This is a genomic window from Streptomyces sp. NPDC046862 (assembly GCF_040704615.1).
Classification (GTDB): Bacteria; Actinomycetota; Actinomycetes; order Streptomycetales; family Streptomycetaceae; genus Streptomyces.
The window spans coordinates 51,239-78,198 of record NZ_JBEYXP010000014.1; the positions used below are offsets into that span (position 1 = coordinate 51,239).

General features: G+C 69.9%; 17 protein-coding genes and 1 tRNA gene. 6 read left to right on the forward strand and 12 right to left on the reverse strand.

Annotated features, from left to right (window positions below; genetic code table 11):
• The 6 genes from AB0959_RS17460 to eccD all read right to left on the reverse strand — a co-directional run.
• A partial coding sequence (locus tag AB0959_RS17460; protein WP_366827279.1) for an AAWKG family protein occupies positions 1-1,567 on the reverse strand: 1,567 nt, incomplete at its 3' end.
• Between the two features lie 72 nt (positions 1,568-1,639).
• A complete protein-coding gene (locus AB0959_RS17465) occupies positions 1,640-2,089 on the reverse strand; it encodes a type VII secretion system-associated protein (RefSeq protein ID WP_366827280.1) in 450 nt (149 codons plus the stop codon).
• Between the two features lie 254 nt (positions 2,090-2,343).
• On the reverse strand, positions 2,344-2,664 hold the full coding sequence (locus tag AB0959_RS17470) for a WXG100 family type VII secretion target (protein ID WP_366827281.1): 321 nt from the start codon (positions 2,662-2,664) through the stop codon (positions 2,344-2,346).
• Between the two features lie 155 nt (positions 2,665-2,819).
• Positions 2,820-3,215 (reverse strand): hypothetical protein, encoded by a 396-nt coding sequence (locus AB0959_RS17475; protein ID WP_366827282.1) that lies wholly within the window; start codon positions 3,213-3,215, stop codon positions 2,820-2,822.
• Between the two features lie 381 nt (positions 3,216-3,596).
• Positions 3,597-5,075 (reverse strand): type VII secretion protein EccB, encoded by a 1,479-nt coding sequence (eccB, locus tag AB0959_RS17480; RefSeq protein WP_366827283.1) that lies wholly within the window; start codon positions 5,073-5,075, stop codon positions 3,597-3,599.
• Between the two features lie 18 nt (positions 5,076-5,093).
• The gene (gene eccD, locus AB0959_RS17485; RefSeq protein WP_366827284.1) at positions 5,094-6,491 is read right to left on the reverse strand and encodes a type VII secretion integral membrane protein EccD; all 1,398 of its coding nucleotides are present in this window, start codon (positions 6,489-6,491) and stop codon (positions 5,094-5,096) included.
• 392 nt (positions 6,492-6,883) lie between these two features.
• Here eccD and eccCa point away from each other — a divergent pair, with 392 nt between their 5' ends.
• Complete coding sequence (gene eccCa, locus AB0959_RS17490; protein WP_366827285.1) at positions 6,884-10,873, forward strand: type VII secretion protein EccCa; 3,990 nt, start codon at positions 6,884-6,886, stop codon at positions 10,871-10,873.
• Positions 10,874-11,181: 308 nt separating this feature from the next.
• Here the strand turns inward: eccCa and AB0959_RS17495 are convergent, their stop codons facing one another.
• Positions 11,182-12,489 (reverse strand): S8 family serine peptidase, encoded by a 1,308-nt coding sequence (locus tag AB0959_RS17495; RefSeq protein ID WP_366827286.1) that lies wholly within the window; start codon positions 12,487-12,489, stop codon positions 11,182-11,184.
• Between the two features lie 133 nt (positions 12,490-12,622).
• Here AB0959_RS17495 and AB0959_RS17500 point away from each other — a divergent pair, with 133 nt between their 5' ends.
• Positions 12,623-15,970, forward strand: coding sequence for a right-handed parallel beta-helix repeat-containing protein (locus AB0959_RS17500; protein WP_366827287.1), 3,348 nt, complete (start codon positions 12,623-12,625; stop codon positions 15,968-15,970).
• 66 nt (positions 15,971-16,036) lie between these two features.
• On the opposite strand, the gene AB0959_RS17505 is transcribed toward AB0959_RS17500, so the two are convergent.
• Positions 16,037-17,044, reverse strand: coding sequence for a sugar-binding domain-containing protein (locus AB0959_RS17505; protein ID WP_366827288.1), 1,008 nt, complete (start codon positions 17,042-17,044; stop codon positions 16,037-16,039).
• A 413-nt stretch (positions 17,045-17,457) separates the two neighbouring features.
• Positions 17,458-17,533 (reverse strand) — tRNA-Thr (locus AB0959_RS17510).
• Between the two features lie 176 nt (positions 17,534-17,709).
• Here AB0959_RS17510 and AB0959_RS17515 point away from each other — a divergent pair.
• The 4 genes from AB0959_RS17515 (at position 17,710) to AB0959_RS17530 (ending at position 22,095) form a co-directional block, all read left to right on the forward strand.
• Positions 17,710-19,116 (forward strand): RNA-guided endonuclease TnpB family protein, encoded by a 1,407-nt coding sequence (locus AB0959_RS17515; RefSeq protein WP_366827289.1) that lies wholly within the window; start codon positions 17,710-17,712, stop codon positions 19,114-19,116.
• A 360-nt stretch (positions 19,117-19,476) separates the two neighbouring features.
• A complete protein-coding gene (gene ugpC / locus AB0959_RS17520) occupies positions 19,477-20,568 on the forward strand; it encodes a sn-glycerol-3-phosphate ABC transporter ATP-binding protein UgpC (RefSeq protein ID WP_366827290.1) in 1,092 nt (363 codons plus the stop codon).
• A 206-nt stretch (positions 20,569-20,774) separates the two neighbouring features.
• Positions 20,775-21,230, forward strand: a complete 456-nt coding sequence (locus tag AB0959_RS17525; protein WP_366827291.1) for a hypothetical protein — start codon at positions 20,775-20,777, stop codon at positions 21,228-21,230.
• 133 nt (positions 21,231-21,363) lie between these two features.
• Positions 21,364-22,095: a nucleotidyltransferase family protein gene (locus tag AB0959_RS17530; RefSeq protein WP_366827292.1), complete on the forward strand. Its 732-nt coding sequence runs from the start codon at positions 21,364-21,366 to the stop codon at positions 22,093-22,095.
• A 166-nt stretch (positions 22,096-22,261) separates the two neighbouring features.
• Here AB0959_RS17530 and AB0959_RS17535 read toward each other — a convergent pair whose 3' ends face one another.
• The 3 genes from AB0959_RS17535 to cysS all read right to left on the reverse strand — a co-directional run bounded on the left by AB0959_RS17535 (position 22,262) and on the right by cysS (position 26,669).
• A complete protein-coding gene (locus AB0959_RS17535; RefSeq protein ID WP_366827293.1) occupies positions 22,262-24,085 on the reverse strand; it encodes a DoxX family membrane protein in 1,824 nt (607 codons plus the stop codon).
• 114 nt (positions 24,086-24,199) lie between these two features.
• The gene (gene rlmB / locus AB0959_RS17540) at positions 24,200-25,144 is read right to left on the reverse strand and encodes a 23S rRNA (guanosine(2251)-2'-O)-methyltransferase RlmB (protein ID WP_366827294.1); all 945 of its coding nucleotides are present in this window, start codon (positions 25,142-25,144) and stop codon (positions 24,200-24,202) included.
• 124 nt (positions 25,145-25,268) lie between these two features.
• Positions 25,269-26,669 (reverse strand): cysteine--tRNA ligase, encoded by a 1,401-nt coding sequence (gene cysS, locus AB0959_RS17545; RefSeq protein WP_366827296.1) that lies wholly within the window; start codon positions 26,667-26,669, stop codon positions 25,269-25,271.
• Between the last annotated feature and the right edge of the window lie 291 nt (positions 26,670-26,960).

Genomic DNA, 26,960 nt, shown 5'->3' on the forward strand with positions numbered 1-26,960 from the left:
CCTTGGCCTCGGCCTTCTCCCTCTCGGCCTCCGCCTTCTCCCTGTCCCGCTCGGCCTTGGCCTCGGCCTTGTCCTTCTCCGCCTGCGCCTTGGCCTCGGCCTTCTCCCTCTCGGCCTCCGCCTTCTCCCTGTCCCGCTCGGCCTTGGCCTCGGCCTTGTCCTTCTCCGCCTGCGCCTTGGCCGCCGCTGCCGCCGCCTCGGCCTCGGCCTTGGCCTTCGCCGCGTCGGCCTCGGCCTTCGCCCGCGCCGCGTCGGCTTCCTTCTTCGCCTTGTCGGCCTCTTCCTTCGCGGAGATGTCCGAGAGCGACCGCTTGTCCTTGTCGGTCAGCTTGGTGTCAAAAGCCTTCTGGGCGTCACCGAAGGCCTTGTGAATGGCGACGATGGCCTCCGCGCCCGCCACTCCGAGGAAGTTCTGAACGGACTTCCCCCACCGGCTCACCGCCTCGTCCGCCACCTTCTTCCAGGTCGCCATGTCACTGGGCGATCCATAGGACTGGCCGTCGATGATGACGTCGTTCTTGAAACCTTCCTTCGCCACGACGACGATTTGGGCAGAGCTGTACATTCCGCCCCCGATCGTCTCGAAGTCGGTTTTGTCGACCTGGTCGAGGAACTCCAGACGGGCCTGTTCCAGCATGTCGTAGAGCCAACGCTGGGGATTGCTCTCGGGCCTCCACGAGTTGTAGGCGTACTCAAGGTTCTTCGCCTGCTCGTAGAGCTGGTTCTGGGCGGCGATCAGGGCGCGAGCGGGCTCGGACTTGACCACCGTTCCGTCGAGGGCTGTTTCGCCGGCGGATCCGTCGCCGTTGTCACCGTTGAGCTGGTCGGCGTATCCCTCGTAGTTCCTGGCCAGCTTGTGGATGAGCGCCTTGAAGATGGCGGCCGAGGTACCGTCCCAGGAATCGCTGCCCTCGCCGATGTTCTCGGTGTCCCATTTGCCGACGGTGACCGCGCTGTCCTCGAAGAACTTCACGGCCCGGTCGAACGCCCTGGCCGAGTCGGTGAACGAGTTCAGATCGACATAGGCGCTGTCGGTGACGTTCGCCCCACGGTTCGAGAAACCGTGGGTGGAGTGGGGCCACGCCGTCAGCTGCCCAAGGGCTTCCTTGGAGCCGTAGACGTACTGGGTCAGGGCTCTGGTGTTCCAGTCGAGGTCGTTTCCCTCTTTGTTCCAGCCGCCCTTGTCCTTCAGGTTCGTGCTGGTCTTCGTGTAGTCCGGGATGATGTCGTTCCCGCCGGGCGGTGCCTCCTGATAGGAGGCCAGGAAGGTGATGTGCGCCCGGTACATGTAGAGCATCGTCCCCGCCGACACGTCCTTGGCGTCATTGGCCGGGCGGTAGAACGGGATGGTGTAGTCGGTGTTCTTCGTGTGCCAGCCGCCCGAGCCGATGAAGCCGGACGACCAACCCGGCCCGCCCACCTTGTCCAGGCGGACATGGATCATCGGGATGCCGTCGTTCCCCGTCAGGTCCTTGAACACCTCGGCCCGGTCCGGAACGGGATAACCGGTGAGCATCGAGACCGCCGCTCTCCAGTTGTCGTCGTTGTTGTCCTTGGGGTCGGCCATCACCGTGCTCCGCGAATGTCGTGGTCGTGGTCGTGGGAGAAAAGAGGGCTGGCGGTCCGGGGTCGGACCGTCCTAGGAATCGTCCTCGTCATCGCCGTCACCGGTGAGGTCGCTGTCGACGTCCTCGAAGATGTCCATGAATTCCTCCATGGCGATGGTCTCCAGGCCTTTCCCCTGGCTCTTGTTCAACTGCTCGATGGTTTCCCACAGAGCATCCTGGACGTCCTCGAAGAGCACCGAATGGTCCTCGAAGACGCGCACGATCTCTCCCGCCGCCTTCTGGACGACCGCGTTCAGCTCGCCCCCGCCCGCCGCCGCGTTCTCGCCGGCCATACCGCCCAGGATGAGCGGCTTCGTGGCGGTGATCGTGGTGGTGTCGATACCTTCGCTGACGGATTCCATGGCCGGCCCGTCCTTCGGGTCGTCCTTGGCGATTTTGCCCAGGGCCGCCACGAAGGGCTCGATGTGTTCGCTGATGAACTTCTTCAGGAATTCGCTGTCAAGGACCGTGACTTCGGCCACGTCGTTCCCCTTCCGTGCGGCGTCGGGGGACCGGACCGGTCCCGCGCCCAGGACTTCTGAAAGATCGGTCAAACGCCGGGCGCCGTCGCCCTCAGCTGTTCCGGACCGGGTCAGCGGCGCACGGAACAACGGAGGCCGACGGCGCCCGGTCGTTCATTCGCCGCTCCCGCCCGGCTCGACCCGCACGTCGCGCGCGGAGAACCCGGCCCGCGCCGTCGTGCGCGGGAACGGCGGGAGACAGCTGTCTCGCGCGGTCAGCGACTGCCGATCCTGACGCCCTGCCACCGCTGGGTGCCGCTCTGCTCGCTGCGCCGGTAGTCGTCGGAGATGTCGGTGAGCGCGAGGGAGTGGTTGTTGAGCAGGGTCCTGATGTTCTCGACGGCCGCGTTCCACTTCGACTGGACTTCGCCGTAGACGTCGCGGTCGTCACCGATCCAGGTGTTCTGGAGCTCGGACAGCTCCTGGTTCAGGGTCTCGATGGCGCTCGCGATGGCCTGCGACTGGTTCTGCATGTCCTCCACGGCGGCCTGCACCTGGGCGTAGTCGACGTAGATAAAGCCTTCGCTGTTGTTCATCGGAATCCTCGATTCGCCGCGGGTACGGGGGGCGGGTACCGACGGTCAGTGGGCGGGACCGTCGCTGCTGAGCGTTGTTCTCCCGAGCGCGTTCCGCCGTGCTCACCGCCGGCGGAACCCCGTGCTCAGGAGGGAAGGCTGTGGGGGGGACGACGTCAGGAAGGAATGCCCGACTCGGCCTGGCCCGTGGTGGAGGTGGTGTTGGAGGAGGAGACGTCCGTCCCGTTGAGCTCGTCGAAGACGGCCGTGGACCTGGAGTACTCCGCGTCGATCGCCTCGTCCGAGGAACCCTGCACCAGACCCTGTTCCCTGAGGGTCTCGTTGAGCTCGTCGACCATCCGGTCCAGATTGATCAGGATGGTGTCGACATGCCCGTCCCACGTCTCCATCAACTGCTTGAACTTCCCGCCGTCCTTGCCCTGGTAGCTGTTGGCGAGGTTGCCCGCGGTGGACTGCACGTCGTGCTGGCGGCGCGAGATGTCACTGAACGCCGTCTCCAGCGCCATGATCCCGCCGCGTGTCGCCTGCTCTTCGGACTGCTGCATGGCCATGAGAGAACTCCCTAACGGCGAAATTCACCGATCTCTGAGCCCCATACCACCCGTGGGCAGACGAGGTGGCCCGCGAAGCACGCACTGGTTCGCCGGAACATGGGGGGTGGCCAGATGCTAAGCACCCGTCAACTCGTTTGGCAATTGCCAACGAACGGCAAAGACCACGCCAACTCGACTCTTTCGACGCTCAGTTGAGCACAGGTCCGGAATGTGCGCCGCTCACTTGAGCGGCGACACAATGACGGCCGGGCAGACCGGACAATCTCCCCTTTCCCGTGTGGCGGTGGAACACACGGCCTTAACACAAGGTGACCCCGAAGAATCCGAAAATTTCCCCGCCGCAGGCGCACCAGCGATGCGACTTTTCCCACATGCCCACTATTTCTCCGGACAACGCAGCGTCACCCTCGCCTCACCCGAGGACGCCGCCTCGGGAGTGAGGTCCGGGCCGCTCGGCAGCATCGCCAGCATCGGCGACGGCATCGTCCGCGCCTCGACGCCCTCGTATCCCAGCGCCTTCACGCCCTCCTGGGACAGCACCCGGTACTTCAGGCCCTCGTCGGTCACCAGGTAGGTGGTGTCCCCCAGCTCGCTGCCACCCGCGCTCAACGCCCTGACCAGCGCGCCCTTTCCGGCTCGTACGGCGATGGCGTCGACCTTCAGACAGCCCGGCACGACCTCGGGGCCGGGTGCCTGCGCTGCCTCGGGCAGGGCGCTCGCGGGCAGCACGGACGCGCCCACCCGCACACCCCGCTCCGTGGAGTCGACGGCGGCGCACGCGACCGAGGCGGCGGGGACACCGACGGCCTTCGGCGGGCGCTGGGGCAGTTTCGCCGCCTGGGCCGCGAAGTCCCCTGCCCCCGGGGCGAGATGCTCGGTGAGGGCGTCGGCCCCGAGCGTCGCCACGCTCGCCGCGGCTCCCCCGTACGCCTTCTCACGGGTCCGCGGGTCGCCGAGCGTCAGCGCCGCTCCGGTGGCCGTGAGCGGGACCAGCCCCTGCTGGGTGAGCAGGTGGTACCGGGGCGCGGAGCCGGGTACGTCGACCCGGAAGACCTGCCCGATCCTGGTGCTGCGGCCCGCCAACTCAGGCCCTTGGGCTCCCCTGCCGGGCACGTCGGCCGGGGCCAGGTCGGGCCCCTGGGGGAAGGCGTCGAGGAACGCGGCCGAGACGGGGCGCGGCGTGACGTCCCCGTACCCGAGGGCCTCGGCTGCGTTCGCCCGCTTGTCCAGGCGCAGCCGGCTGCCCTGCCACACCAGGTACGTCGTGTCGTCGGGACCGGAGATCAACAGGCCGTCCCGCTCGCCCAGTTGCCGCCCGCCCGGAATGTCCTCGGGCTCGTCCGTGCCGAGGGCGAGGGCAGTGGTCGCCATGACGACTCCGGTGGTCCTCGGCTGGACGCCGGAACACACCAGCCAGGGTTTGCTGTCCAGGTCACCGGTGCCCGGCAGCGTCTCCGGGCCGTCCGGGATGCCGACGGGCGTCCCGTGCGGTGTGCCCGCGAGCGAGGACGTGCCCACGGTCGTGACGTCGACGGCGCCTCCCGAGATCAGCTGGGCCGAGGCGTAGTTGCGCACCGGGCGCAGCCGTCCGTCCAGATACAGGTAGCGGGCGCCGGTCTGCTTGTCGACGATGAGGTTCTGCGCGCTGCGCCAGGAGTCGTTCCCGCCCGGCCTGATGAGCCCGAAGACGAACGCCCCCGCGCACACCAGCACGGCGATGACCACGCCTATCGCGGCACCGCGGTTGGTTCTGCCGAGGGGGCTCTCCGGGTCGTCCGGCTCGGCCCGCAGCATGGCCGAGGCCAGTCGGCCCATGACGAAGAGATGGGCCTGTACTTGGTCCCGTTTGCTGTGCATGGTCGCCGTTCTCCCAGGTCAGCCGTTGATCCCGCGCAGCATGCCGTAGACGCCCATCGACCACAGGGTCAGCGGCAGCATGCTGATGGCGGCGAGTGAGTGCAGCAGCTCGGCCGCGCGTCCCCAGTACGGAACCAGCCGCCGTCCCGGCACGGTCCAGGAGGCGATGGTGATCGCGGCCGTCAGGCCCAGCAGTCCGGCCGTCAGGGTCAGCCGGCCCTCCGGGTCGAGGGCGCGTGCCGCCACGAACAGCAGCAGGGCGGTGCCCCAGGCGCCGGCGGTGGTCAGCGCGAGCCGCTGCAGGACGTTGCCAAGTCCCCTGCTGTGCAGGAGCAGCAGCAGCGACAGGGCCACGACGGTGAGGACCCGGGCGAGGCTCGGATCGGCCACGAGCATCGCGAGACAGGGCAGGCAGATCAGGCCGATGGCCGTGTAGAAGGCGGTCATCCAGCCGTCCGCCATGGTGGCTCGGGTCTCGACGTCGGAGGCGGGGTACGGGTCGATGCCCTGCTGCAGCTGCTGGACGTTGGTGGGCAGCGGCGGCATCCGCATGCCGGAGAGCCGGAACGACAGCGAGGGGACGAAACCGCCGAACAGCACCACCACGACGACGACCGCGCCGGCCGCCTGCTCCGGCGACAGCTTCACCAGGATCAGGACCGCGCCCAGTGCCCCCGCCACCGCGATGGACGCCGTACCGAGGAACAGCGCCGGGTACATGCCGACCGCCGCGAGCGCCAGCACCGCCGCGCCGCCGGCCGCGGCCGAGGCCGCCAGCAGGCGCGCACCGAGCACGGCGTCACCGTCGGCGCCGCTCAACTCCCCGCCGGGCAGCAGCCATCCGGCCAGCGCGAAGTAGGGGGTCGCCATGAGGCCGAGCATCGAACCCGCCGCCGAGTCGCCGACGGCGCGGGCCGCGGAGCCGGCCCCCGCGAGCAGCAGCAGTCCGGCGGCCAAGGCCACCAGCGCCCGCAGCCAGCCGGGCGAGCCCGGCACGGCCAGGAACACCACGCCCAGCGCGAGAGTGGCGACGGCCAGACCGTGCAGCAGGCGCCGGCCGGCCTCCGGGCTCCAGCCGTACGGCCGTTGCCGCATGGTGGTGGAGATGCCGTCGACGAGGTCGTCGAGGTGCACCTCGGGCAACGCCTCGGTGCGCGGCCTGAGATAAAGCGCCTCGCCGTCACGCAGGCCGAGGGAGTCCAAGGTACTCTCTGGGTCGAGCGGTGGGCCGCCGAGGCGTTGCAGTACCCAACCACCGTGCTCCAGGCCGGATTCCTCCAGGTCGTCGCCTCCGTAGCCGATCACAGTGGGCAGCAGATCGGCAACAGGGACGTCGGAGGGCACGGCCAGGTCGACGGTCCTGGCCGGAGCACGTACGGTGACGCGGCACAGGTTTGCCACCTGAATGTCAGTCATGGGCTTCGGGTTCACGCTTTCTGGCGGACCGCGGAACGCGGTGGCTGGAAGGTGGGGAAGCGGCACACCGGTCGGTCACTGAACGTGACGGGAAGTCGGGCAGTGCGCGCCGAAGAGTCTGGCGGTCGGCCGGTCCCCTTCGCAACACCGTTGAAGAATACAGCCCTTCACACAGCTCCCCCGGATCCCATTCGGGAATCGGAAATCAGCCGTGCCGTACGGGCTGACGAAAAAGCCGTTCCGAGCATCCGGGAAACGGTGAACTCCGGCATACGTTCCGGCATACGCTCCGGCTTACGCTCCGGCTTACGCTCGGGCTTACGCTCGGGCTTACGCCCGGGCTTGGCCGTGCCGTCGCCGGAATTGTTCCGACATCATCGAGGAGGCCATTCGTGAGCGTGATCCTGTTTCGCAGGCCGGCACGCCGCAAAGGTCCGGAATTGCCGTCGGGAGACCTGAGTCTTCAGGAACCGCCGACCCTTCCCGAAGTGGTGCCGGACACTTCCGCGGTATGGACATACCTGCCGATGGCGCTGATGTCCGTATCGATGATGCTGATGTTCATGCGGCCCGGTATGGCGCGCTCCAGCGGCGGATTCATCTATATCGCGCTCGGCATGATGGTGGTCGCGTCCGCGGCGATGATGCTCGGTCAGGTCATGAAGCGCAACGCCGACCGCAAGCAGCGGCTGAAGGGCGAGCGCCGCGACTACCTGCGCTATCTGCGGCAGACGCGGCGCAAGGTGCGGGCGTCCGTCGTCGACCAGCAGCGGGCGCTGGCCTGGCGCCACCCCGAGCCCGACGCGCTGTCGTCCTTCGCGCGCAGCACCCGGCTGTGGGAGCGCCGGGCGTCCGACGAGGACTTCGCGGAGGTCCGGATGGGCGTCGGCGACCAGCGCATCGCGATGAAGCTGACCCCGCTGTCGACCAAGCCCGTCGAGGACCTCGAACCGCTGTCCGCGCACGCGCTGCGCAGCTTCACCAAGGCCTACTCGACCGTCCGCGACCAGCCCATCGCGATCTACCTGCGCGCCTGGTCGAAGGTGCTCTTCCGCGGCGACGAGGAGCGCACCCGCGAGCTGGTGCGCGCCCTGCTCGCCCAGCTGGCGGTCTTCCACTCCCCCGACGACCTGTGGATCGCGCTGTGCGTCTCGGACGAGCGGCGCGCCGAGTGGGAGTGGGCGAAGTGGCTCCCGCACAGCCTGCACCGGCACGAGGAGGACGGCGCCGGACCGGCCCGCATGATCACCTCGGCCTTCAACGAGCTGGAGGGTCTGCTCGGCGCCGAGTTCCACGAGCGCCCCGGCGCCGACCCCGACGCGGTCCCCGGCCGCGAGGAGCCCTTCACGGTCATCGTGATCGACGGCTGCACCGTGCCGGCGGGCCACCGCTTCGACGGCCACGGGTTCCGCAACGCGGTGGTGCTCGACCTCACCGGATCCCTCGCCTGGAAGCCCGGCCGCACCACCCTGCGCCTGGAGGTGAAGCAGGACAGCGTCGCGCTGGTCCGCACCGACCGCGACCGCAAGGAACAGTCGACCGTGCTCGGCAGGCCCGACCGGTTCGGTCCCGCCGGGGCGCTGGCCCTGGCCCGGCTCCTCGCGCCGTACCGGATGAGCGTGGGCGGCGACGACTCCAAGCCGCTCGCCACCGACGTCGAGCTGACCTCGCTGCTGAACATCCCGGATCTGCACCGGCACGACCCGGCCACGCTCTGGGAGCGGGCCACCGGCAGCGCCCGGCTCCGGGTGCCCATCGCGGTCAGCGGCGACGGCAGGCCGGTGGAGCTGGACATCAAGGAGTCCGCGCAGGGCGGTACCGGCCCGCACGGCATGCTCATCGGCGCCACCGGCTCCGGCAAGAGCGAGCTGCTGCGCACCCTCGTCCTCGCGCTCGCCCTCACCAACTCCTCCGAGACGCTGAACTTCGTCCTCGTCGACTTCAAGGGCGGCGCCACCTTCCTCGGCCTCGACGAACTGCCGCACACCTCCGCCGTCATCACCAACCTCGCCGACGAGGTGGCGCTGGTCGCCCGTATGCAGGACGCCCTGCACGGTGAGCTGATACGCCGTCAGGAGCTGCTGCGGGCCGCCGGCAACTACACCTCCGCCCTGGAGTACGAGAAGGCCCGGCAGTCCGGGGCGGCGCTGGAGCCGTTGCCCAGCCTGTTCGTCGTGGTCGACGAGTTCAGCGAACTGCTGTCCGCGCACCGTGACTTCATGGAGCTGTTCATCATGATCGGGCGGCTCGGCCGCTCGCTCGGGGTGCACCTGCTGCTCGCCTCGCAGCGGCTCGACGAGAGCCGTATGCACCAGTTGGAGAGCCACCTGTCGTACCGGATCGGTCTGCGCACCTTCTCGGCGATGGAGAGCCGTGGCGTGCTGGGCGTGCCGGACGCCTACGAGCTGCCCGCGCAGCCGGGTGCCGGATTCCTCAAAAGCGGTGTCGACGCGCTGACCCGGTTCCGTGCCGCGTACGTCTCGGGCCCGTACCAGCGGCGCCGTGCCGTCGTACAGGCGCAGGTGGCGCGTCAGGTGGTGCCCTGGACGGCGGAGTGGGTGGTGCCGCGCACCCTCGCGGACCCGGATCTCACCGGGACGGCCGAGGAGGAGCCGGAGACGGAGGGCGCCGACGAGGAGAGCGGGGAGTCGCTGCTGTCGGTGGCGCTCGACCGGCTGCGCGGCTCGGGCCGGCCCGCCCACCAGGTCTGGCTGCCCCCGCTCGACACCCCGCCCACCCTGGACCAGATCCTGCCGCCGCTGACGCCCGATCCGCGCTACGGCCTCACCACGGCCGACTGGCCGATGCGGGGCCGGCTCACCGTGCCGGTGGGCATCGTGGACCGGCCGTTCGACCAGCTCCGCGACCTGCTGACGGTGGACCTGTCGGCGGCCGGCGGCCACGTGGGGATCGCCGGCGGCCCGCAGAGCGGCAAGAGCACCCTGCTGAGGGCCCTCATCACCGGGCTCGCCCTCACCCACACCCCCCGCGAAGTGCAGTTCTACTGCCTGGACTTCGGCGGCGGCACCCTCGCCGCCCTCGACGGCCTGCCCCATGTGAGCGGAGTGGCGGCCCGCGTGGACACCGAGCGCGTGGGCCGGGTGATCGCCGAGGTCACCGCACTGCTCACCAAGCGGGAACGGTTCTTCCTGGAGAACGGCATCGACTCCATGCCCACGTACCGCAAACGGCGGGCGGCGGGCGAGTTCCCCGACGAGCCGCACGGCGACGTCTTCCTCGTCGTCGACGGCTGGTCCACCGTGCGCCAGGACTTCGACCGCCACATCCCCACCTTCAACGCGCTGGCCTCCCGCGGACTCAACTACGGCGTCCACCTGATGGTGACCACGGCCCGGTGGGTGGAGCTGTCGTCGTCCGTGCGCGACCAGACCGGAACCCGCCTCGAACTGCGGATGGGAGACCCGATGGACTCCCAGATCGACTCCCGCAGGGCGGCGACCGTCCCGCGCAGCCCCGGCCGGGGCCTGACCGCCGACAAGCTGCACTACCTCTCCGCGCTGCCCCGCATCGACGGCGTGGAGGACGCCGACGACCTCGCCGAAGGCGTCGCCGGTCTCGTCGCCGCGATCGACGAGAACTGGACGGGCCCGGCCGCACCCCGCGTGCGGATGCTGCCGACCAGCCTGCCCGTCGCCGAACTCCCCGAGGCGCAGGGCGACCTCGGCCTGCGGATCGCCATCGGCCTGGACGAGAACGAACTCGCCCCGGTCTGGCACGACTTCACCGAGAACCCGCACCTGGTCGTCGTCGGCGACACCGAATGCGGCAAGACCAACCTCCTGAAGGTCATCGCCAAGGGCATCACCGACCGGTACACCCCCGGCGAGGCCCGCATCATGACCGTGGACTACCGGCGCGAACTGGTCGAGAGCATCCCCGAGCCCTACCGCCTCGGCCACGCCGTGTCCCTGGACATGCTGAAGGAACTCGTGGACGGGGCCGCCAGGGCCGTCAGGCAGCGGGTCCCCGGGGAGGACATCGCCCCCTCACGGATGAGGCAGGCCGACTGGTGGAAGGGGCCACGGCTGTTCGTCCTCGTCGACGACTACGACATGGTGGGCAGCGGTCCCATGACGCAGCCGTTCAACCCGCTGCTCGACCATCTCGCGCTCGGCCACGAGGTCGGCCTGCACATGATCGTGGCCCGCTCCTCCGCCGGAGCCGGCCGCGGCCTCAACGAGCCCCTGATGCGCAGGCTCCAGGAGGTCAACACCCCCGCCCTGCTGATGTCCTGTCCACCGAGCGAGGGCTACCTGTTCGGCAACGTCAAGGGCCGCGAACTGATCCCCGGCCGCGCCGTCCGCATCGCCCGCCGCAAGACCCTCCAGATCCAGACACCACGTCTGGGGGGCGACGACTGATGCGTCATACAGCCGTGAGAGGGCCGCGCCCCCAAGGGGCCGCAGGCCCCTTCAGGGGTGCGGGGAACCGCGCGACAAGCCACAACGAGCCTGCGGCAATACGACGGCACCAGCCAGGCAGACGCGGCTTCTACTCCCGAACGCCCCGGTTACTGCCCACCGCGGGCGCAAGCCCCTCCAGGGGCGCGGGGAACCGCGCGACAAGCCACAACCAACCCGCAGCCACGCACCGACACGAACCCGGCAGACGAGCAGCCCCACCCGACCACCACCCACGCAGACGCCGCTCCCACACGCGAACGACCCGCTTACTGCTCCCTGGCGGAGCCCCCCGGCAGCCAGTTCCGAGCGCGGCCACGAGGAATCACCACGGCCGCCGCTCCGATCAAAAGCACCACCGCCAGCCCCACACCCGCGATCGCCAACGCCCGGCTCCGAGGACCGGGATCGGCCGGCTCCGGAAGATGCGCGGCGGCCGGCCGACCCGGGGTGGCCTCAGCCGCCTCCGGGACCACGGACAGCGCGGCATAGGGATCGAGCCGGGGCGTGTCCGACGGATAGCTGGTCGCGAGGAGCCGCGCGGAGACCTCCGCCGCCTTCATCTCGGGCCGGTACGCCCGCAACAGCGCGGCGGCCCCCGCGGTGACGGCCGTGGCCAGCGAGGCCCCGGAGCCGATGTAGTGGCCGGACCCGCGCGGCCCGACGCTGACCATGGAGCTGCCCGGCGCCGCCAGGTCGGGCTCATGGGCCGGCGGAGCCTTCTCCTGCCTCAGACCGCTGCGCCCGAAGTCCACGACGGACAGCACACCGGGCGCCGCGGCCGGCCAGTACGGCCCCCCGGGCATCTCGCCGCCGGGCCCGAGTTCCTCGCGCGGTACGGCGTCCGGGGCGGCGGGCGCGACCACGAGGGCGTCCCGCCGGGTGGCGTAGGCGACGGCGTCGGTCAGCTCCGCCTTCCCGGTGCGCAGCGTGTGGCCGACGTAGATGACCCGCGCGCCCCGGTCCGCCGCCGTACGGATGCCGAGGGCGACGCGCTGGACGGAGGGCACACCGCGGTCGTCGGTGCCCCGCAGCGCGACGATCTCGGCCTCCGGGGCGACCCCCGTGACACCGCTGCCCTCCCTAGGGGCGGCCGCGATGAGCCCCGCGGCGAAGGTGCCGTGCCCCACGCAGTCCTCACCGGCGCCGTCGAGGGCCGTCACCCGCCCCGACAGGCTGGGCACGTCAGTGGAGACACCGGTGTCGACCACCGCGACCGTCACCCCGGCGCCCCGGGACATCCGCTGCGCCCACGACAGCCCGAGAGCCGTCTGCGACCACGCCGCGCCCGTGGCGGTCGCCTCCGAGGCTCCGGTGCACGGGCTGTCCTCACCCAGGCGCACCGGCAGCGGAGGCAGTCGCGTCGCGCCCGGATCGCCGGCGCCGGAATCGCCGGAGGCGGGAACGTCGGCGGCGGGAACGTCGGCGGCGGGAACGTCGGCGGCGGGAACGTCGGCGGCGGGAACGTCGGCGGCGGGAACGGCCGACGTCGCGTCCGGTGCGGCGAAGGCGGGCACACCGGTGCCCGGCAGGAGGGCGGCGACAGCCAGCACAAGGCCCGTACACCTGTATTTCATGGCACTCCGCATAAAGCGCATGATATGCGCATGACATAGGCGCCCGCACGCACGGGGCAGGACCCGAGCAGAACCCAGGCAGCAGAACCAGGCAGAACCCAAGGCGCAGAGATTCCAAGGAGGTTCGAGGCGCGTGGCACGGCAAATACTCACGGTCAGCCCGGAACGGACGGACAGCTTCCAGACGATCGGTGAGGCACTGGCCCAGGCACGCACCGGGTCGGTGATCCGAGTACACCCCGGCCGCTACGCCGAGAACCTCGTCATCAGGAACCGGGTGACGATCGTCGCCGAGGGCGAACCGGGAACCGTCGAACTCAGCCCCCGCGCCGGCAGCGCCGTCAGCCTCATGGCCGACGCCGTCATGCTGGGCGGCCTGACCCTGCGCGGACGCGACAAGGAACTGCCCGTCGTCGACGTACCCGCCGGCCAGGCCGCCCTCGACGGCTGCACCGTCACCGGCTCCGGATGGACGGCGCTGCTGGTCCGCGGCAAGGGCTCACTGGCCGCCCGCGACTGCCGGATCAGCAACCCCGGCGGCGCCGGAATCGTCGACTCCTCGGAGACCGAAAGCGTCATCGAGGACTGCGTGTTCGAGAACTTCGGCACCTCCGCCGTCGTCATCGGCGAGACAGCCCGACCCCTCCTCCGCGACTGCCGCATCCGCGGCGCACGCGCCAACGGCGTCCTCGCCAGCGGCGAAGCCAGGGGCACCGTGGACAACTGCGACATCTCCGGCACCGACAAACCCGCCATCGCCCTGGAAGGACACAGCTCCACCCGCGTCCTGCGCTCGACCGTCCACCACACCTCCGTGGGCCTGCTGGTGAGCAGCCTGTCCCGGCCCGAGATCGAAGAGACCTCCTTCGAGTCCATCGCCCAGAGCGCCATCGTCATCTCCGGCGGCGCCGACCCCTACCTGCGCCACTGCGTCACCCGACGCACCAAGAACAGCGGACTGCTCGTCCTCGACCGCTCCCGCGGAACCCTGGAGGACTGCGAGTTCCACACCTCCACCGAACCCGCCATCCGGATCGTCGAAGGCAGCTCCCCGCTCCTGCGGGACACAAAGGTCAGCGACTGCACCGACGCCTCCACGGCCGTACTGCTCGCCGACGACTCCTCCGCCGAGTTCGACCGCCTGGACGTACTCGACGCGACCGGCACCGGCATCTCCGTACGCTCCGCCAACCCCCTCCTGCGCCACGCCCGGGTCATCCGAGCAGGCGGCCACGGCATCGAGATCACCGACGACGGCCGCGGCCGCCTGGAACACTGCGAGATCGACTCAGCGGGCGGCTGCGGCCTCAGCATCGACGACGACGCGAACCCCGAGATCACCGACACCGCACTGCGCTCCTCCGCCCGGTCGGGCGTCCTCATCGGCGCCCACGGACGCGGCACCCTGCGGGACTGCGAGATCACCGACAGCGCCGACGCGGGCGTGAACGTCCAGGACACCGGCGAGATCACCCTGGACCACGTACGCGTGAACGACTCCAAGGCCCACGGCATCCAGGTGGCCCGCGGCGGCCGAGCCTCCCTCACCACCTGCGAGATCACCGGCAGCACCGGCGACGGCATACGCGTCGACAGCGCCGAACGAGTCACCGTCACCCGCTGCGTCGTACGCGACAACCGAGGAGCCGGACTGCGCCAGAGCCGCTCAGGCGACCAGCTCTCCGTCGACTTCCTCACCAGCGCGGACAACGGCACGCCGGACAGCTGGGGCGAGAACGCCGAGATACCGGGCGGCGAGAACACAGCACCCGGCCAACCCGCGAGCCCACCCGAACCCGAGGGCCCGCTCGCGGAACTGGAGGCACTCATCGGCCTCGACAACGTCAAACACCAGGTCAACACCCTGGTCAACCTCAACCAGCTCGCCGAACGCCGCCGCCGCCTCGGCATGCCGGTCCCACCCATGAGCCGGCACCTGATCTTCGCCGGCCCGCCCGGCACCGGAAAGACCACCGTCGCCCGCCTCTACGGAAGCATCCTCGCGGACCTCGGCGTCCTGCGCTCCGGACACCTCGTCGAGGTCGCCCGCGCCGACCTGGTCGCCCAGATCATCGGCGGAACCGCCATCAAAACCACCGAAGCCTTCAACAGCGCACTCGGCGGCGTGCTCTTCATCGACGAGGCCTACACCCTCACCCCCGAAGGCGGCGCCTCCAACGACTTCGGACGCGAAGCCGTCGACACCCTCCTCAAACTCATGGAGGACCACCGCGACGACGTGGTCGTCGTGGCGGCCGGATACTCCGAACAGATGGAGTCCTTCCTGTCCGCCAACCCCGGCCTGGCCTCCCGTTTCACCCGCACCGTCGAGTTCGGCAACTACGCGGTGGACGAACTGGTCACCATCACCGAGAGCATGTGCGTCAAGCACCAGTACGAACTCGGGCCACTGACCCGCGAGGCACTCGCCGTACGCTTCGAAGGCATGACCCGCGACGCCAGCTTCGGCAACGGCCGGGCGGCCCGCGGGGTGTTCGAGGAGATGGTGGACCGACAGGCCTTCCGGCTCGCGGCCATGCCGGACCCGGGCGAGAACGACCTCACGCTCCTCCTGCCACAGGACGTCGGGGACGCGGAAGCGGCGGCCGTCCGCGGAACACCACAGCACACCAACGACACGGACGCGGCAGCCGACCCAATGACCGAACTCACCGCCATGGTGGGACTCGGATCCGTGAAGCAGGAAGTCACCGACCTGGTCAACCTGCTGTCCAACGCCCGCCAGCGCATCGCGGCCGGACTGCCCGCCCCGAAGATCAGCAACCACCTCGTCTTCACCGGCCCACCCGGCACCGGAAAAACCACGGTGGCCCGCCTCTACGCCAAACTCCTCCACTCACTCGGAGTACTCCCCCGCCCCACCCTGGTCGAGGTGGACCGCGCCGACCTGGTGGGCCAGTACATCGGCCACACCGCCCAGCGCACCAAGGAGGTCTTCAACAGCGCACTCGGCGGCGTTCTGTTCGTCGACGAGGCCTACACCCTCACCCCCGAAGGCGGCGCCTCCAACGACTTCGGACGCGAAGCCGTCGACACCCTCCTCAAACTCATGGAGGACCACCGCGACGACGTCGTCGTCATCGTCGCCGGATACACCGAGGAGATGGAACGCTTCCTCGCCTCCAACCCCGGCCTGTCCTCACGGTTCTCCAAATACGTACAGTTCGAGGACTACAGCACCGACGAACTCGTCACCATCGTCACCCGGCACGCCACCACCTCCGGATACGAGTGCGGCCCCGACACCCTCGCGGCACTGCGCACCCACGTGGACGCCATCCCCCGCGACCGCTCCTTCGGCAACGCCCGGCTCGCACGCCGGCTCCTGGAAACCATGATGACCAACCAGGCCCGCCGCCTCGGCGGCCTCCCGTCACCGAGCCTCGCCGACCTCACGACACTGCTCCCAGAGGACCTGCCGCCCACGGACAGCCCCGCACGCCACCAGGCCACGCTCTGACCAGAACAGACCGACCAGGCGAGACCAGGAGACCGCCCGCCGGAAACCACACACCGGCGGGCACCCTCACCCAGCCTTCTCCACCACGTACACATCCCTCACCCGCGGCACGTCGTCCACCCCGTCGGACCACAGCAAGCGGCGCGCGGTCGTCACATCCGTCACGAGCCCGGAGAGCAAACCGGACTTGAGAACGGCACCGATCGCCTCGGCGCTCCGCGGACCCCCCGAAACACCGATCAGCTCCGGAACGCGACGCAACTGATCGGCCCCGACGGAGATCGTGCGCGCGCCCAGCTCCATGGGAATCACCTGGCCGCCCTCGTCGAAGAGGTGACCGGCGACCTCGGCACAGGCACCGAACCCCCGGTACGTCTCGCGCTCCTCATCGCTCAGCGCCTCGTACACCGGCGAACCCGCCGCAGCCCACGCACGAACACCGACGACCGCCTTGGTCACCCGGCCGAAACGGTTCAGCGTCTCGGCGATGGACGGCTGGCTCCTGAGAATGGAAGCGGTCTGCGCGTCCGGCAGAGCGAACGGCGCATAGAGGGGAAAGGCACGGCCACCACCGGCCTCGGCAGTACGACGCACCGCGGCGACAACGGCGTCATTGGCCAGGTCCTGCCCGTGCACCCCGGTCAGCTGGACCACGTCGCAGGAAGGCAGCCGGACAACCGACTCACTGAACGCCTCCACCGAACGACTCCCGTCCAGCCCCAGGACGTCACCCTCCTCGGCGATCTCCGAGACCAGCTGCGCGGCCGCCGTTCCGAGCCACCGGTTGACCTGGCGCGAGTCCCCCGCACCCGGTGCACCGCCCTCACCCGCGGCCAACCTGACGACGACGACGTGCCGGAGACCGAAACGTTCGGTCAGGGCCTGCGCGAGCGGGGCGTCGATCTCGGCCGGGACGGTGATGTCGATCCGCACGATGTCGTGGGCCACCGCGGCGTCGAGAAGACGGGCGACCTTGAAACGGCTGATGTTGAATTCCCTGGCGATGTCGACCTTCGACTGATTGTCGAGGTAGAAGCGCCTGGCGACAGAAGCGGCGAGGAGCTTGTCGATCAACACGGGCGGAGACTCACCCTCACCGTGCTCGCCCACGTCGTCCCGCTGCGGCCTCATAAGCCGCCCCCGACCGGGCCGAGCAGGAAACCGAACAGGAAACCGAACAGGACACCGAGCAGGACATCGTGCCGTTCGGCGCGCGCACCCGGCGCACGGTCAGCTGGCAACACGTCGTTCCCTCCCACAGTCGCACCTCACCGTGGACGCGGTCCGACAACCTCGGGGAACTCCGCTCCCCTCCCACTCCCACAGCGACCAGTCAAGGCTACGCACTTCACCAGACGGTGGCGGGGCAGGGGCGGTTCACCTCACACGGCGGAAATCCGAACGCCGGAGGGACTGGAGGGTGTGGGGCCGTGCGGCGCTGCGCCAGAACACCTCGCAGCAGACGAGGGCTCCGGAACGGAAGAAAGAGCCCCCTGTCGGATTCGAACCGACGACCTGATCATTACAAGTGATCCGCTCTGGGCCGGACTGAGCTAAGGAGGCACCGCGCACCACAACGCCGCACGCGAAGGCGGCTCCACTCTACACAGAGCCCGCATCCTCAAGCCACGAAGTTCCCCGCTCATGTGATCCAAAAAACTGTGCGTAACCATCCGTGCACCCGTTCGTTGATCGGTCTGACGTGCTGTTCCGAAGATCGGATCGTCGGGGAGGGGATCATGGGCGGGTCGGCGGAGAAGGCGAAGCCGAAAGCGGTGACGGGCGAGCAAGCCAAGCGCATCAAGCGTGAGGCGCTCGGCATCGGCGACCGCCGCAAGCACCACACGCGCAAGGCGACCCCGTTGAAGGGGCACGTCAAGGAGCCGGACACCCAGCACCGTCTGTACCGGTTCCGCTTCTATCCGACGGAGGAGCAGGCCGAGCAGCTGGGGCGGACGTTCGGTGCCTGTCGGTGGGTCTGCAACGAGGGGTTGGCTCTGCGTTCCAACGCCTGGGAGCAGCACCGCGTGAATGTGGGTTTCGCGGAGACGTGTCGAGCGCTGACCGGTTGGAAGCGGTCGGAGGAGACGGTGTGGCTGGGGGAGGTGTCGTCGACGGTTCTGCAGCAGTCGTTGCGGCATCTCGACCAGGCGTTCGGCCGGTTCTTCAAGGGTGTGGCGCGGTATCCGAAGCGGAAGAGGAAGGGGCGGTCCCGGGATACGGCGACGTATGTGCGTACGGGTTTCAAGTGGGTGGAGGATCCGGAGCGGACGGGTACGGGGCTGATCACGCTGGCCAAACAGGCGCGGCCGTTGGACGTCCGCTGGTCGAGGGCGTTGCCCGCCGGGACGGTTCCGGTTCGGTTGTCGGTGACGCGGGATCGAGCCGGCCGGTACTTCGTGTCGACGCTGGTGGAGGAGCGAATAGCACCATTGCCTGCCGCGTTCGTGCCGGGTTCGCGGGCGCCGAAGGCGGTGGGGCTGGATCTGGGTCTGGCGTCGCTCGTGACGCTGGACGACGGGACGAAGCTTGATCATCCGCGGTTGTTGAGGCGGTATGCGGAGAAGTTGGCGCGGTTGCAGCGTGAGCTGCACAAGAAGGTGAGGGGGTCGAGGAACCGGCAGAAGGTCAGACAGAGGATCGCACGTCTCTACGCGCTCATCAGTGACGTACGCAGGGACCTGCTGGACCAGTTCACGACCCGCCTGGTGCGCGAGAACCAAGTGCTCGTGGTGGAGGACCTGTCCATCGTGACCCTGCTCCGTGCGTCGCGTGGCAAGGGGAGGCGCCGGAAGGCGAAGCTGAATGAGGCGATCTTCGATGCGGCGTGGGGTGAGTTGCTGCGGCAGCTTCGGTACAAGTGCGAGTGGTACGGCCGGACGCTGGTGGTCGTCGACCGTTTCTTCCCCTCGACCCGGCGGTGTTCGGCCTGTCACGCGAAGGGCCCGAAGATGGACGTCTCGGTTCGGGAGTGGACCTGCACCGAGTGCGGTGTGGTCCATGATCGCGACGTGAACGCTGCCGTGAATCTCCGCGACGAGGGGATGAGGCTGTACTGGCTGGTGGCGGCCGGGCTGCCGCCGGAGAGGAAGTCGCCGACGGTGATCAAGGCGTCGGAGCTGAAGGAGTGTTTGCCGACCGCGTAGGAGCGGCCGGTGCTGTACGGACCGACGGACCGACGGGCCGTCGGCCGGAATGCCTGTGGAGTCCGTGTGAGACCGGTCAGGCACAGCTCTCCAGGGCTGTGCGTGGTCGGCAGTGGGCGATGAAGCAGGAAGCCGTTGGGCAGGACCAAAAGGGCCGCGCTCTGCCCCGTCGAAAATTTCCGCGAAGTTCACAAGGCCCGGACTACTGACAGACCGGTGAACGCCAGGTACCGTCCTGACCCAGTTCACCCCTGTGGACTACACCACCGCGGAAGCGTACGAAACTGCCGCGGCGGATCACCACCTTCCTACAACGGATCGTCCGGCACGTTCCTGCCGGTAGAAGGGGGCCTACGACCCATGGCCACTGTTTCGTTCGACAAGGCGACCCGGATCTACCCGGGTACCGAGAAGCCCGCCGTAGACGCGCTCGACATCCACATCGAGGACGGGGAGTTCCTCGTTCTGGTCGGCCCGTCCGGCTGTGGAAAGTCCACCTCGCTCCGCATGCTCGCGGGCCTCGAGGACGTGAACGCCGGCGCCATCCGCATCGGTGACCGCGACGTCACGCACCTGCCGCCGAAGGACCGGGACATCGCCATGGTGTTCCAGAACTACGCGCTGTACCCGCACATGACCGTCGCCGACAACATGGGCTTCGCGCTCAAGATCGCCGGTGTGCCGAAGGCGGAGATCAAGCAGAAGGTCGAGGACGCCGCCAAGATCCTGGACCTCACCGAGTACCTGGCCCGCAAGCCGAAGGCGCTCTCCGGTGGTCAGCGTCAACGTGTCGCCATGGGTCGTGCCATCGTGCGTGAGCCGCAGGTCTTCCTCATGGACGAGCCGCTGTCCAACCTCGACGCCAAGCTCCGCGTCTCGACCCGTACGCAGATCGCGTCGCTGCAGCGCCGCCTCGGCATCACCACCGTCTACGTCACCCACGACCAGGTCGAGGCCATGACGATGGGCGACCGCGTGGCGGTCCTCAAGGACGGTCTGCTCCAGCAGGTCGACACCCCGCGCAACATGTACGACCGTCCGGCGAACCTCTTCGTGGCCGGCTTCATCGGCTCCCCGGCGATGAACCTGGTCGAGGTGCCGATCACCGACGGCGGTGTGAAGTTCGGCAACTCCGTCGTCTCGGTCGACCGTGACGCGCTCTCCGCCGCCACCGACAAGACGGTCACCGTCGGTGTCCGTCCCGAGCACTTCGACGTCGCCGGCTCCGACTCGGACCAGGGGCTCGCGGTCACCGTGAACGTGGTCGAGGAGCTGGGCGCCGACGCGTACGTCTACGGCACCGCCAAGGTCGGCGGCGACGACTCCAAGGACCTCGTGGTCCGCGTCAGCGGCCGTGACGTCCCGGAGAAGGGCAGCACGCTGCACATCGTCCCGCGCTCCGGCGAGACCCACGTGTTCTCGACCTCCACGGGCGAGCGTCTGTCCGACTGACGCACGACTGACGCACACGCACCCAGGTTGACGAAGAGGGCCCCGCGGACCACCACGGGGCCCTCTTCGCTGCTCGCAGCCACTCCGGCAAAACCGGTCATTTCGAGCGGTGTGCGTCAACCCCTACCCAGAAATCCGCACTCTCACATCCCCCGAACCGGTGACCAAGTGTCGTCGCCCGACTACCCCACGCTACCCTCGCTCGCGTGAAGCACACCATCACCCAACGGACCCAGCGCGGCCCGGGCCCCGCCCGCCGGATCGGCCGCAGCCTCGCTCTCGTTCTCCCCGTCGTCCTGGTGCTCTCCGGGACCCTGGCGGTCACCCGGGTCAACTGGTCCGGGAGCTCGTCCTCGGACTCGGTGCTCGCCGCCGCCGAGGCCCCCTCCGCCGCCAAGGCCCGCACCAAGTCCCGCGCCGCACACGAGGTGCTGCGCGACAAGCTCCTGCTGGAGCTCCAGGAGAAGGACCCGGGCGTCGCCCTCACCCACCTCCAGCAGGCCGTGAACGGCCGCCCGTCGCTGGCCCGCCACTGCACGTCGATCGCCCGCTCCCTGGGCCGCGCGGCCGTCAGGATGTACGGCCCGTCCCGCGCCCAGTCGTACGCCCGCCCGGTCTGCGACACGTCCTTCGCGTCCGGCGTCCTCACCCAGCACGGCTGAGCGCCCGCAGAGCCCGCCCGTCCGCCGCCCGGGCGGTGACCGCCGCGCAACCGATCCACGCGCTACCGATCCACGCGCAACCGATCCACAGGGCCGTGCTCCCGAGAACGGGGTGCCACGTACAGTTCCGGTCATGACCGATCCGAACGCCGCGTCGCGCCCCGTTCAAGCCGTCGTCCTGGCCGGGGGCCAGGGTTCCCGGCTGCGTCCGTACACCGACGACCGGCCCAAGCCCATGGTCGAGATCCCCGGCACGGGCACCCCGATCATCGGCCATCAGCTCGCCTGGCTCGCCGAGGAGGGCGTGACCGACGTCGTCGTCTCCTGCGGCCATCTCGCCGACGTCCTGGAGAAGTGGCTGGACTCGGCCGACCTGCCCGTCCGCGTCACCACGGTCGTCGAGACGGAGCCCCTCGGCCGCGGCGGCGGCCTCAAGTACGCCGCCTCCCACCTCCCGCACCCCGAGCAGCCCTGGTACGCGACGAACGGCGACATCTGGACCCGTTTCTCGCTCCGCGACATGGCGGACTTCCACGCCGAGCGCGACGCCGTCGCCACGCTTGCCCTCGCCCGCCCGCGCATCCCGTGGGGCGCCGTGCGGACGGACGGCTTCGGCCGGGTCACGGACTTCATCGAGGCCCCGCACGTGACGCACGAGATCAACGCGGGCGTCTACGTCTTCTCCCCCGAGTTCGCCTCCCTGCTCCCCGAGCGCGGCGACCACGAACGCACCACTTTCCCGCGCCTGGCCCGTGAGCGCCGCCTGGCCGGCTTCCCGATCCCGCAGGGCGCGTACTGGCGCGCCATCGACACGGCGAAGGACCTGACGGAGGCGGCGAAGGAGCTGGCTGCGCTGGGGCGTTGAGTTCCAGGCGGTCCGGACGGTCCGGACGGTTCGGACGGTTCGGACGGTTCGGACGGTTCGGACGGTTCAAGTAGTCGCCCCGCACAGGCCGTTGTACGACGACGGGGTCCCGCACATGCCCTGTGCGGGACCCCATCGTCGTACGACGCGTGCGTTCCTCTGGTCGTTACCCGAGCAGGCCGCCCACGAGTCCGTCCTTGCCTCCCTCGGAGCCGCCTCCGCCGGAGCCGGCCGAGCCGCCGGCGCCCGTGGAGGAGCCGCCGGACGCGCCGCCGCTGGAGGTGGGGCCCGTGGTGGTGCTGGGGGCCTGCCGGCCCGGGGACGTCTGCTGCGGCGGGACCTGCCCGGCCGTGCCCTGGGTCTGGCTGGGGCGGCCGCCGGTGACGGCGCCCGTGTCGCGGGTCGCGCCCGGGCTGCTCGCGCCCTGGGAGGGACTGGCGGACGTGGCGCCCTGCGTGGGCGAGTCGGCCGATGACGGGGTGCTCTTCTTGTGCCTGCCGGGTTCCTTGGGGAGCGGTGAGCCGGGCAGTTCGTTGCGCGGGGCCTCGCCCGGGCCGGGGACGACCACGCGGTCGGCGTCCCGGACGGCTCCGCCGAGCACCGAGCCGACGAGCAGGGTGAGCCCGATGACGACGGCGGTGACGAGGGCGCCGCGGCGCAGCACGTACCGCCGCAGTTCCCAGAGCTCCGCGCGCGGGCCGAGCCGGCGCCAGGCGTTCCCGGCGAGGCGGCCGTCGGCGGAGTAGACGGGTGCGCCGGCGATGATCAGCGGGGACCAGGCGGCGAGGTAGATGATGTCGGGGGTCTCGTAGGCCGGGACGGTCTTCCAGCTGACGGTGACGAGCAGCGCGGCCGACAGCAGGGCCCCGAAGGCGGCGGCGACGCGCTGCCAGAGGCCGAGGACCGTGAGGACGCCCACGACGACCTGGGCGAAGGCGATGACCAGGCCGGCGCCGACGGGGTGTTCGAGGCCGAACTGGCGCAGTGGCTCGGCGACTTCCCACGGGTGCAGCGTGTTGAGCCACTTCACCATGGAGCCGCGCTTGCCGCCGTCGAAGTAGTGCGGGTCGCAGAGTTTGCCCATGCCGGCGTAGATGGAGATGCAGCCGAGGAAGACCCGCAACGGCAGCAGCACCACGCCGAGGTTCATCCGGCGGCCGGGGTAGTAGGCGTGCCGCAGGGGCTCGTTGCCGTGGCGCCTGGACGGTGAGCGCCCGTCGGCGTCCTCGTACCCCTCCTCGAACTCCTCGTCGGCGTACCCGGGTTCGGCGTATCCGGATTCGGCGTAACCGGCGTCCCCGTACCCGGGCTCGTCGTACGCGCTGCCCGCGCCGCGCATCGGGGGCAGGATGCGGGCGCCGGCGGGGGCGTGGTCGCCGTGGCTGCGCTGGGCGCCCACGATGGGGGTCTCGACGGTCAGGTCGCCGTCGTGGCCAACGTGATCAGTATGACCAACGTGACCAACGTGACTGCCATGACTGCCATGACTGCCGTGACCTCCGTGGCCGCCCGCTCCGGTGGCGTAGCGGTCGGCCCCGGTGTCGTAGCCGGACCCCGAGGGGTATCCGTTGGGGTCGTCGACGCGGGGGATGACCTGGGTCGCGCCGGCGTCGCCCAGCGGGTCGGCGTGGTGGTGCACGCTCGTGCTCCGCACGGCCTGCAGCAGCCGGTGGGCGCCGGTGTCGTCGGGTGCGGACCTCCCGCTCCAGACGACGGGCGCCCGGCGGCGGGTGCCGGCGGCCGCGCCCGCCCTGCCCGCCGCGCCCACGACAGGGATGCGCGCGGTGTTCTCGGTGGCGCTGGAGTACCGTGCGATCCGCGGGGACCGGGCCCCCTGCGCGGCGCCCAACTGCACGCGGAAACTGGCGTGATTGACGATGATCTGCGCCGGATCGCTCGGCACCTTCACCATGCTCAGCGCGGGAGCGTCGTCGAATCCAGACGAGCGGTCCCCCGTGGGTGTGCGGGGTGTTCTGGTGTCCACACTCATCTAACCGAGTGACGTGTCGTTAGGACACTGCCTTGACCGCCCCGATCTGTCCGGACACCATCAAGATCATCCGCAATGCCCCGGACGTGCCCCAGACACCCCCGACGCCCCGTCTCACGCGCGCCGGCGCGCCGCCTCGTACAGCACAACTCCCGCCGCCACACCGGCGTTCAGCGACTCGGCGCCACCGGGCATGGGGATCCGCACCCGGAAGTCGCAGGTCTCGCCCACGAGTCGGGACAGGCCCTTGCCCTCGCTGCCGACGACGATGACGACGGGCCCTTCGAGCGCCTCCAGTTGGTCGACCTCGACCTCACCGTCGGCGGCGAGTCCGACGACCACGATGCCGGCCTTCTTGTACGCCTCCAGGGCGCGCGTGAGGTTGGTGGCGCGCGCGACGGGCGTACGGGCGGCCGTACCGGCGGACGTCTTCCAGGCACCGGCGGTCATGCCGGCCGCGCGCCGTTCGGGCACCACCACGCCGTGCCCGCCGAACGCGGTGACGGACCGGACGACGGCGCCCAGGTTGCGCGGGTCGGTCACTCCGTCGAGGGCGACGATCAGCGGGTCCTGGCCCTCGTCGTACGCGGCGTTCGCGAGGTCCTCGGGGTGCGCGTACTCGTAGGGCGGGACCTGGAGGACGAGGCCCTGGTGGTTGAGGCCGTTCGTCATGCGGTCGAGCTCTGGGCGGGGGGCCTCCATGAGGTTGATGCCGCCGCGCTCGGCGGCGAACTGGAGCGCCTCGCGGACCCGCTCGTCGTTGTCGATGAACTGCTGGACGTACAGCGTGGACGCGGGCACGCCCTCGCGCAGCGCCTCGACGACGGGGTTGCGGCCGACGACCAGCTCGGAGGACGACTTGCCGCCCCGGCCCTTGGGCTGCGGCCGCCCCTGCGCCGCCCGCCGCGACTTGGCGTTCGCGGCGCGCTGCTTGACGTGACCCTTGCGCATCTCGGCGGGCGGGGTCGGACCCTTGCCCTCGAGGCCCCGGCGCCGTTGGCCGCCACTGCCGACCTGCGCGCCCTTCTTGCCGGACATGCGGCGGTTGTTTGCGGCCATGACCTACCTGTCTCCGTGAGCTTTCGTACGTACGTCTTATGCAGTGTGCCGCCCGGAGAGCCGAGCGGCACAATCGATCAAGAAGCCGATCGAGAAGTCGATCGAGGAGTCGATCGAGAAGTGCTCAGCGCGGGCCGAGCGACCAGCGCGGTCCCTGCGGGCTGTCCTCGATGACCAGACCCGACTGGTTGAGCTGGTCGCGGATGGCGTCCGCGGTCGCCCAGTCCTTGCGGGAGCGGGCCGCCTCGCGCTGGTCGAGGACGAGCCGTACGAGGCTGTCGACGACCCCGTGCAGGTCCTCACCGCGGTCGCCCTCGGTCGACCACTGCGCGTCGAGGGGGTCGAGGCCGAGGACGCCGAGCATGGCGCGCACCTCGGCGAGGCGGGCCACGGCGGCCTCTTTGTCGTCGGCGGCGAGGGCGGAGTTGCCCTGGCGGACCGTGGTGTGCACGACGGCGAGCGCCTGCGGTACCCCGAGGTCGTCGTCCATGGCCTCGGCGAAGGCGGGCGGCACCTCGGCCGACGGCTCGACGGCACCGCCGGCCTTCTCCACGACCCGCTGGACGAAGCCCTCGATGCGCGCGAACGCCGACTCGGCCTCGCGCAGGGCGTCCTCGCTGTACTCGATCATCGACCGGTAGTGCGGCGTGCCGAGGTAGTAGCGCAGGACGATCGGCCGCCAGTGCTTGACCATCTCGCTGACGAGCACCGAGTTGCCGAGGGACTTCGACATCTTCTCGCCGCTCATGGTGACCCACGCGTTGTGCACCCAGTAGCGGGCGAACTCGTCGCCGAAGGCCTTGGCCTGGGCGATCTCGTTCTCATGGTGGGGGAAGATCAGGTCGAGCCCGCCGCCGTGGATGTCGAACACGCTGCCCAGGTACTTGTGGGCCATGGCCGAGCACTCCAGGTGCCAGCCCGGCCGCCCGCGTCCCCACGGTGTCTCCCAGGTCGGCTCGCCGGGCTTGGCGGCCTTCCACATGGCGAAGTCGCGGGGGTCCCGCTTGCCCGTCTCGCCCTCGCCCGAGGGCTGCAGCAGGTTCTCCAACTCCTGGTTGGACAGCTGCAGGTACTCCGGGAAGGAGCGCACGTCGAAGTAGACGTTCCCCTCGGCCTCGTAGGCGTGGCCGCGCTCGATGAGCCCGCGCATCATCTCGACCATCTCGGTCACGTGGCCCGTCGCGCGCGGCTCGTACGTGGGCGGCAGGCATCCCAGCACCTCGTACCCGTCGTTGAACGCGCGCTCGTTCTCGTAGCCGATCGCCCACCACGGGCGGCCCTGGTCCGCCGACTTGGTGATGATCTTGTCGTCGATGTCCGTGACGTTCCGGATGAACGTCACCTCGTAGCCGCGGTAGGCGAACCAGCGGCGCATGATGTCGAAGTTGAGGCCCGAGCGGATGTGCCCGATGTGAGGTGCTGCCTGCACGGTGGCGCCACACAGGTAGATCGAGACGCAACCCGGCCTGAGCGGGGCGAAGTCACGGATCTGCCGGGCACTGGTGTCGTACAGGCGAATAGTCACCACTCCAGGGTAGTGGGCGTGGGGCAGTGCACAGCGACTTATGACGTGAGGGCCACGTATTCGTGACATGTGAGGGTTCCTCGCCCCCGCCGCCCCTACCCGTCCCATCCCCAGGGGCGCTGCCCCTTCGACCCCGACCGCCGGTCAAGGGGGCTGCGCCCCTTGGACCTCCACCCTTTTTCGGGGCTCCGCCCCGGACCCCGCACGGGGCTCCGCCCCGGACCCCGTTTCAGGGGCCGCCCCCCGGACCCCCGCTCCTCAAACGCCGGAGGGGCTGGAGGGCGCGGGTCG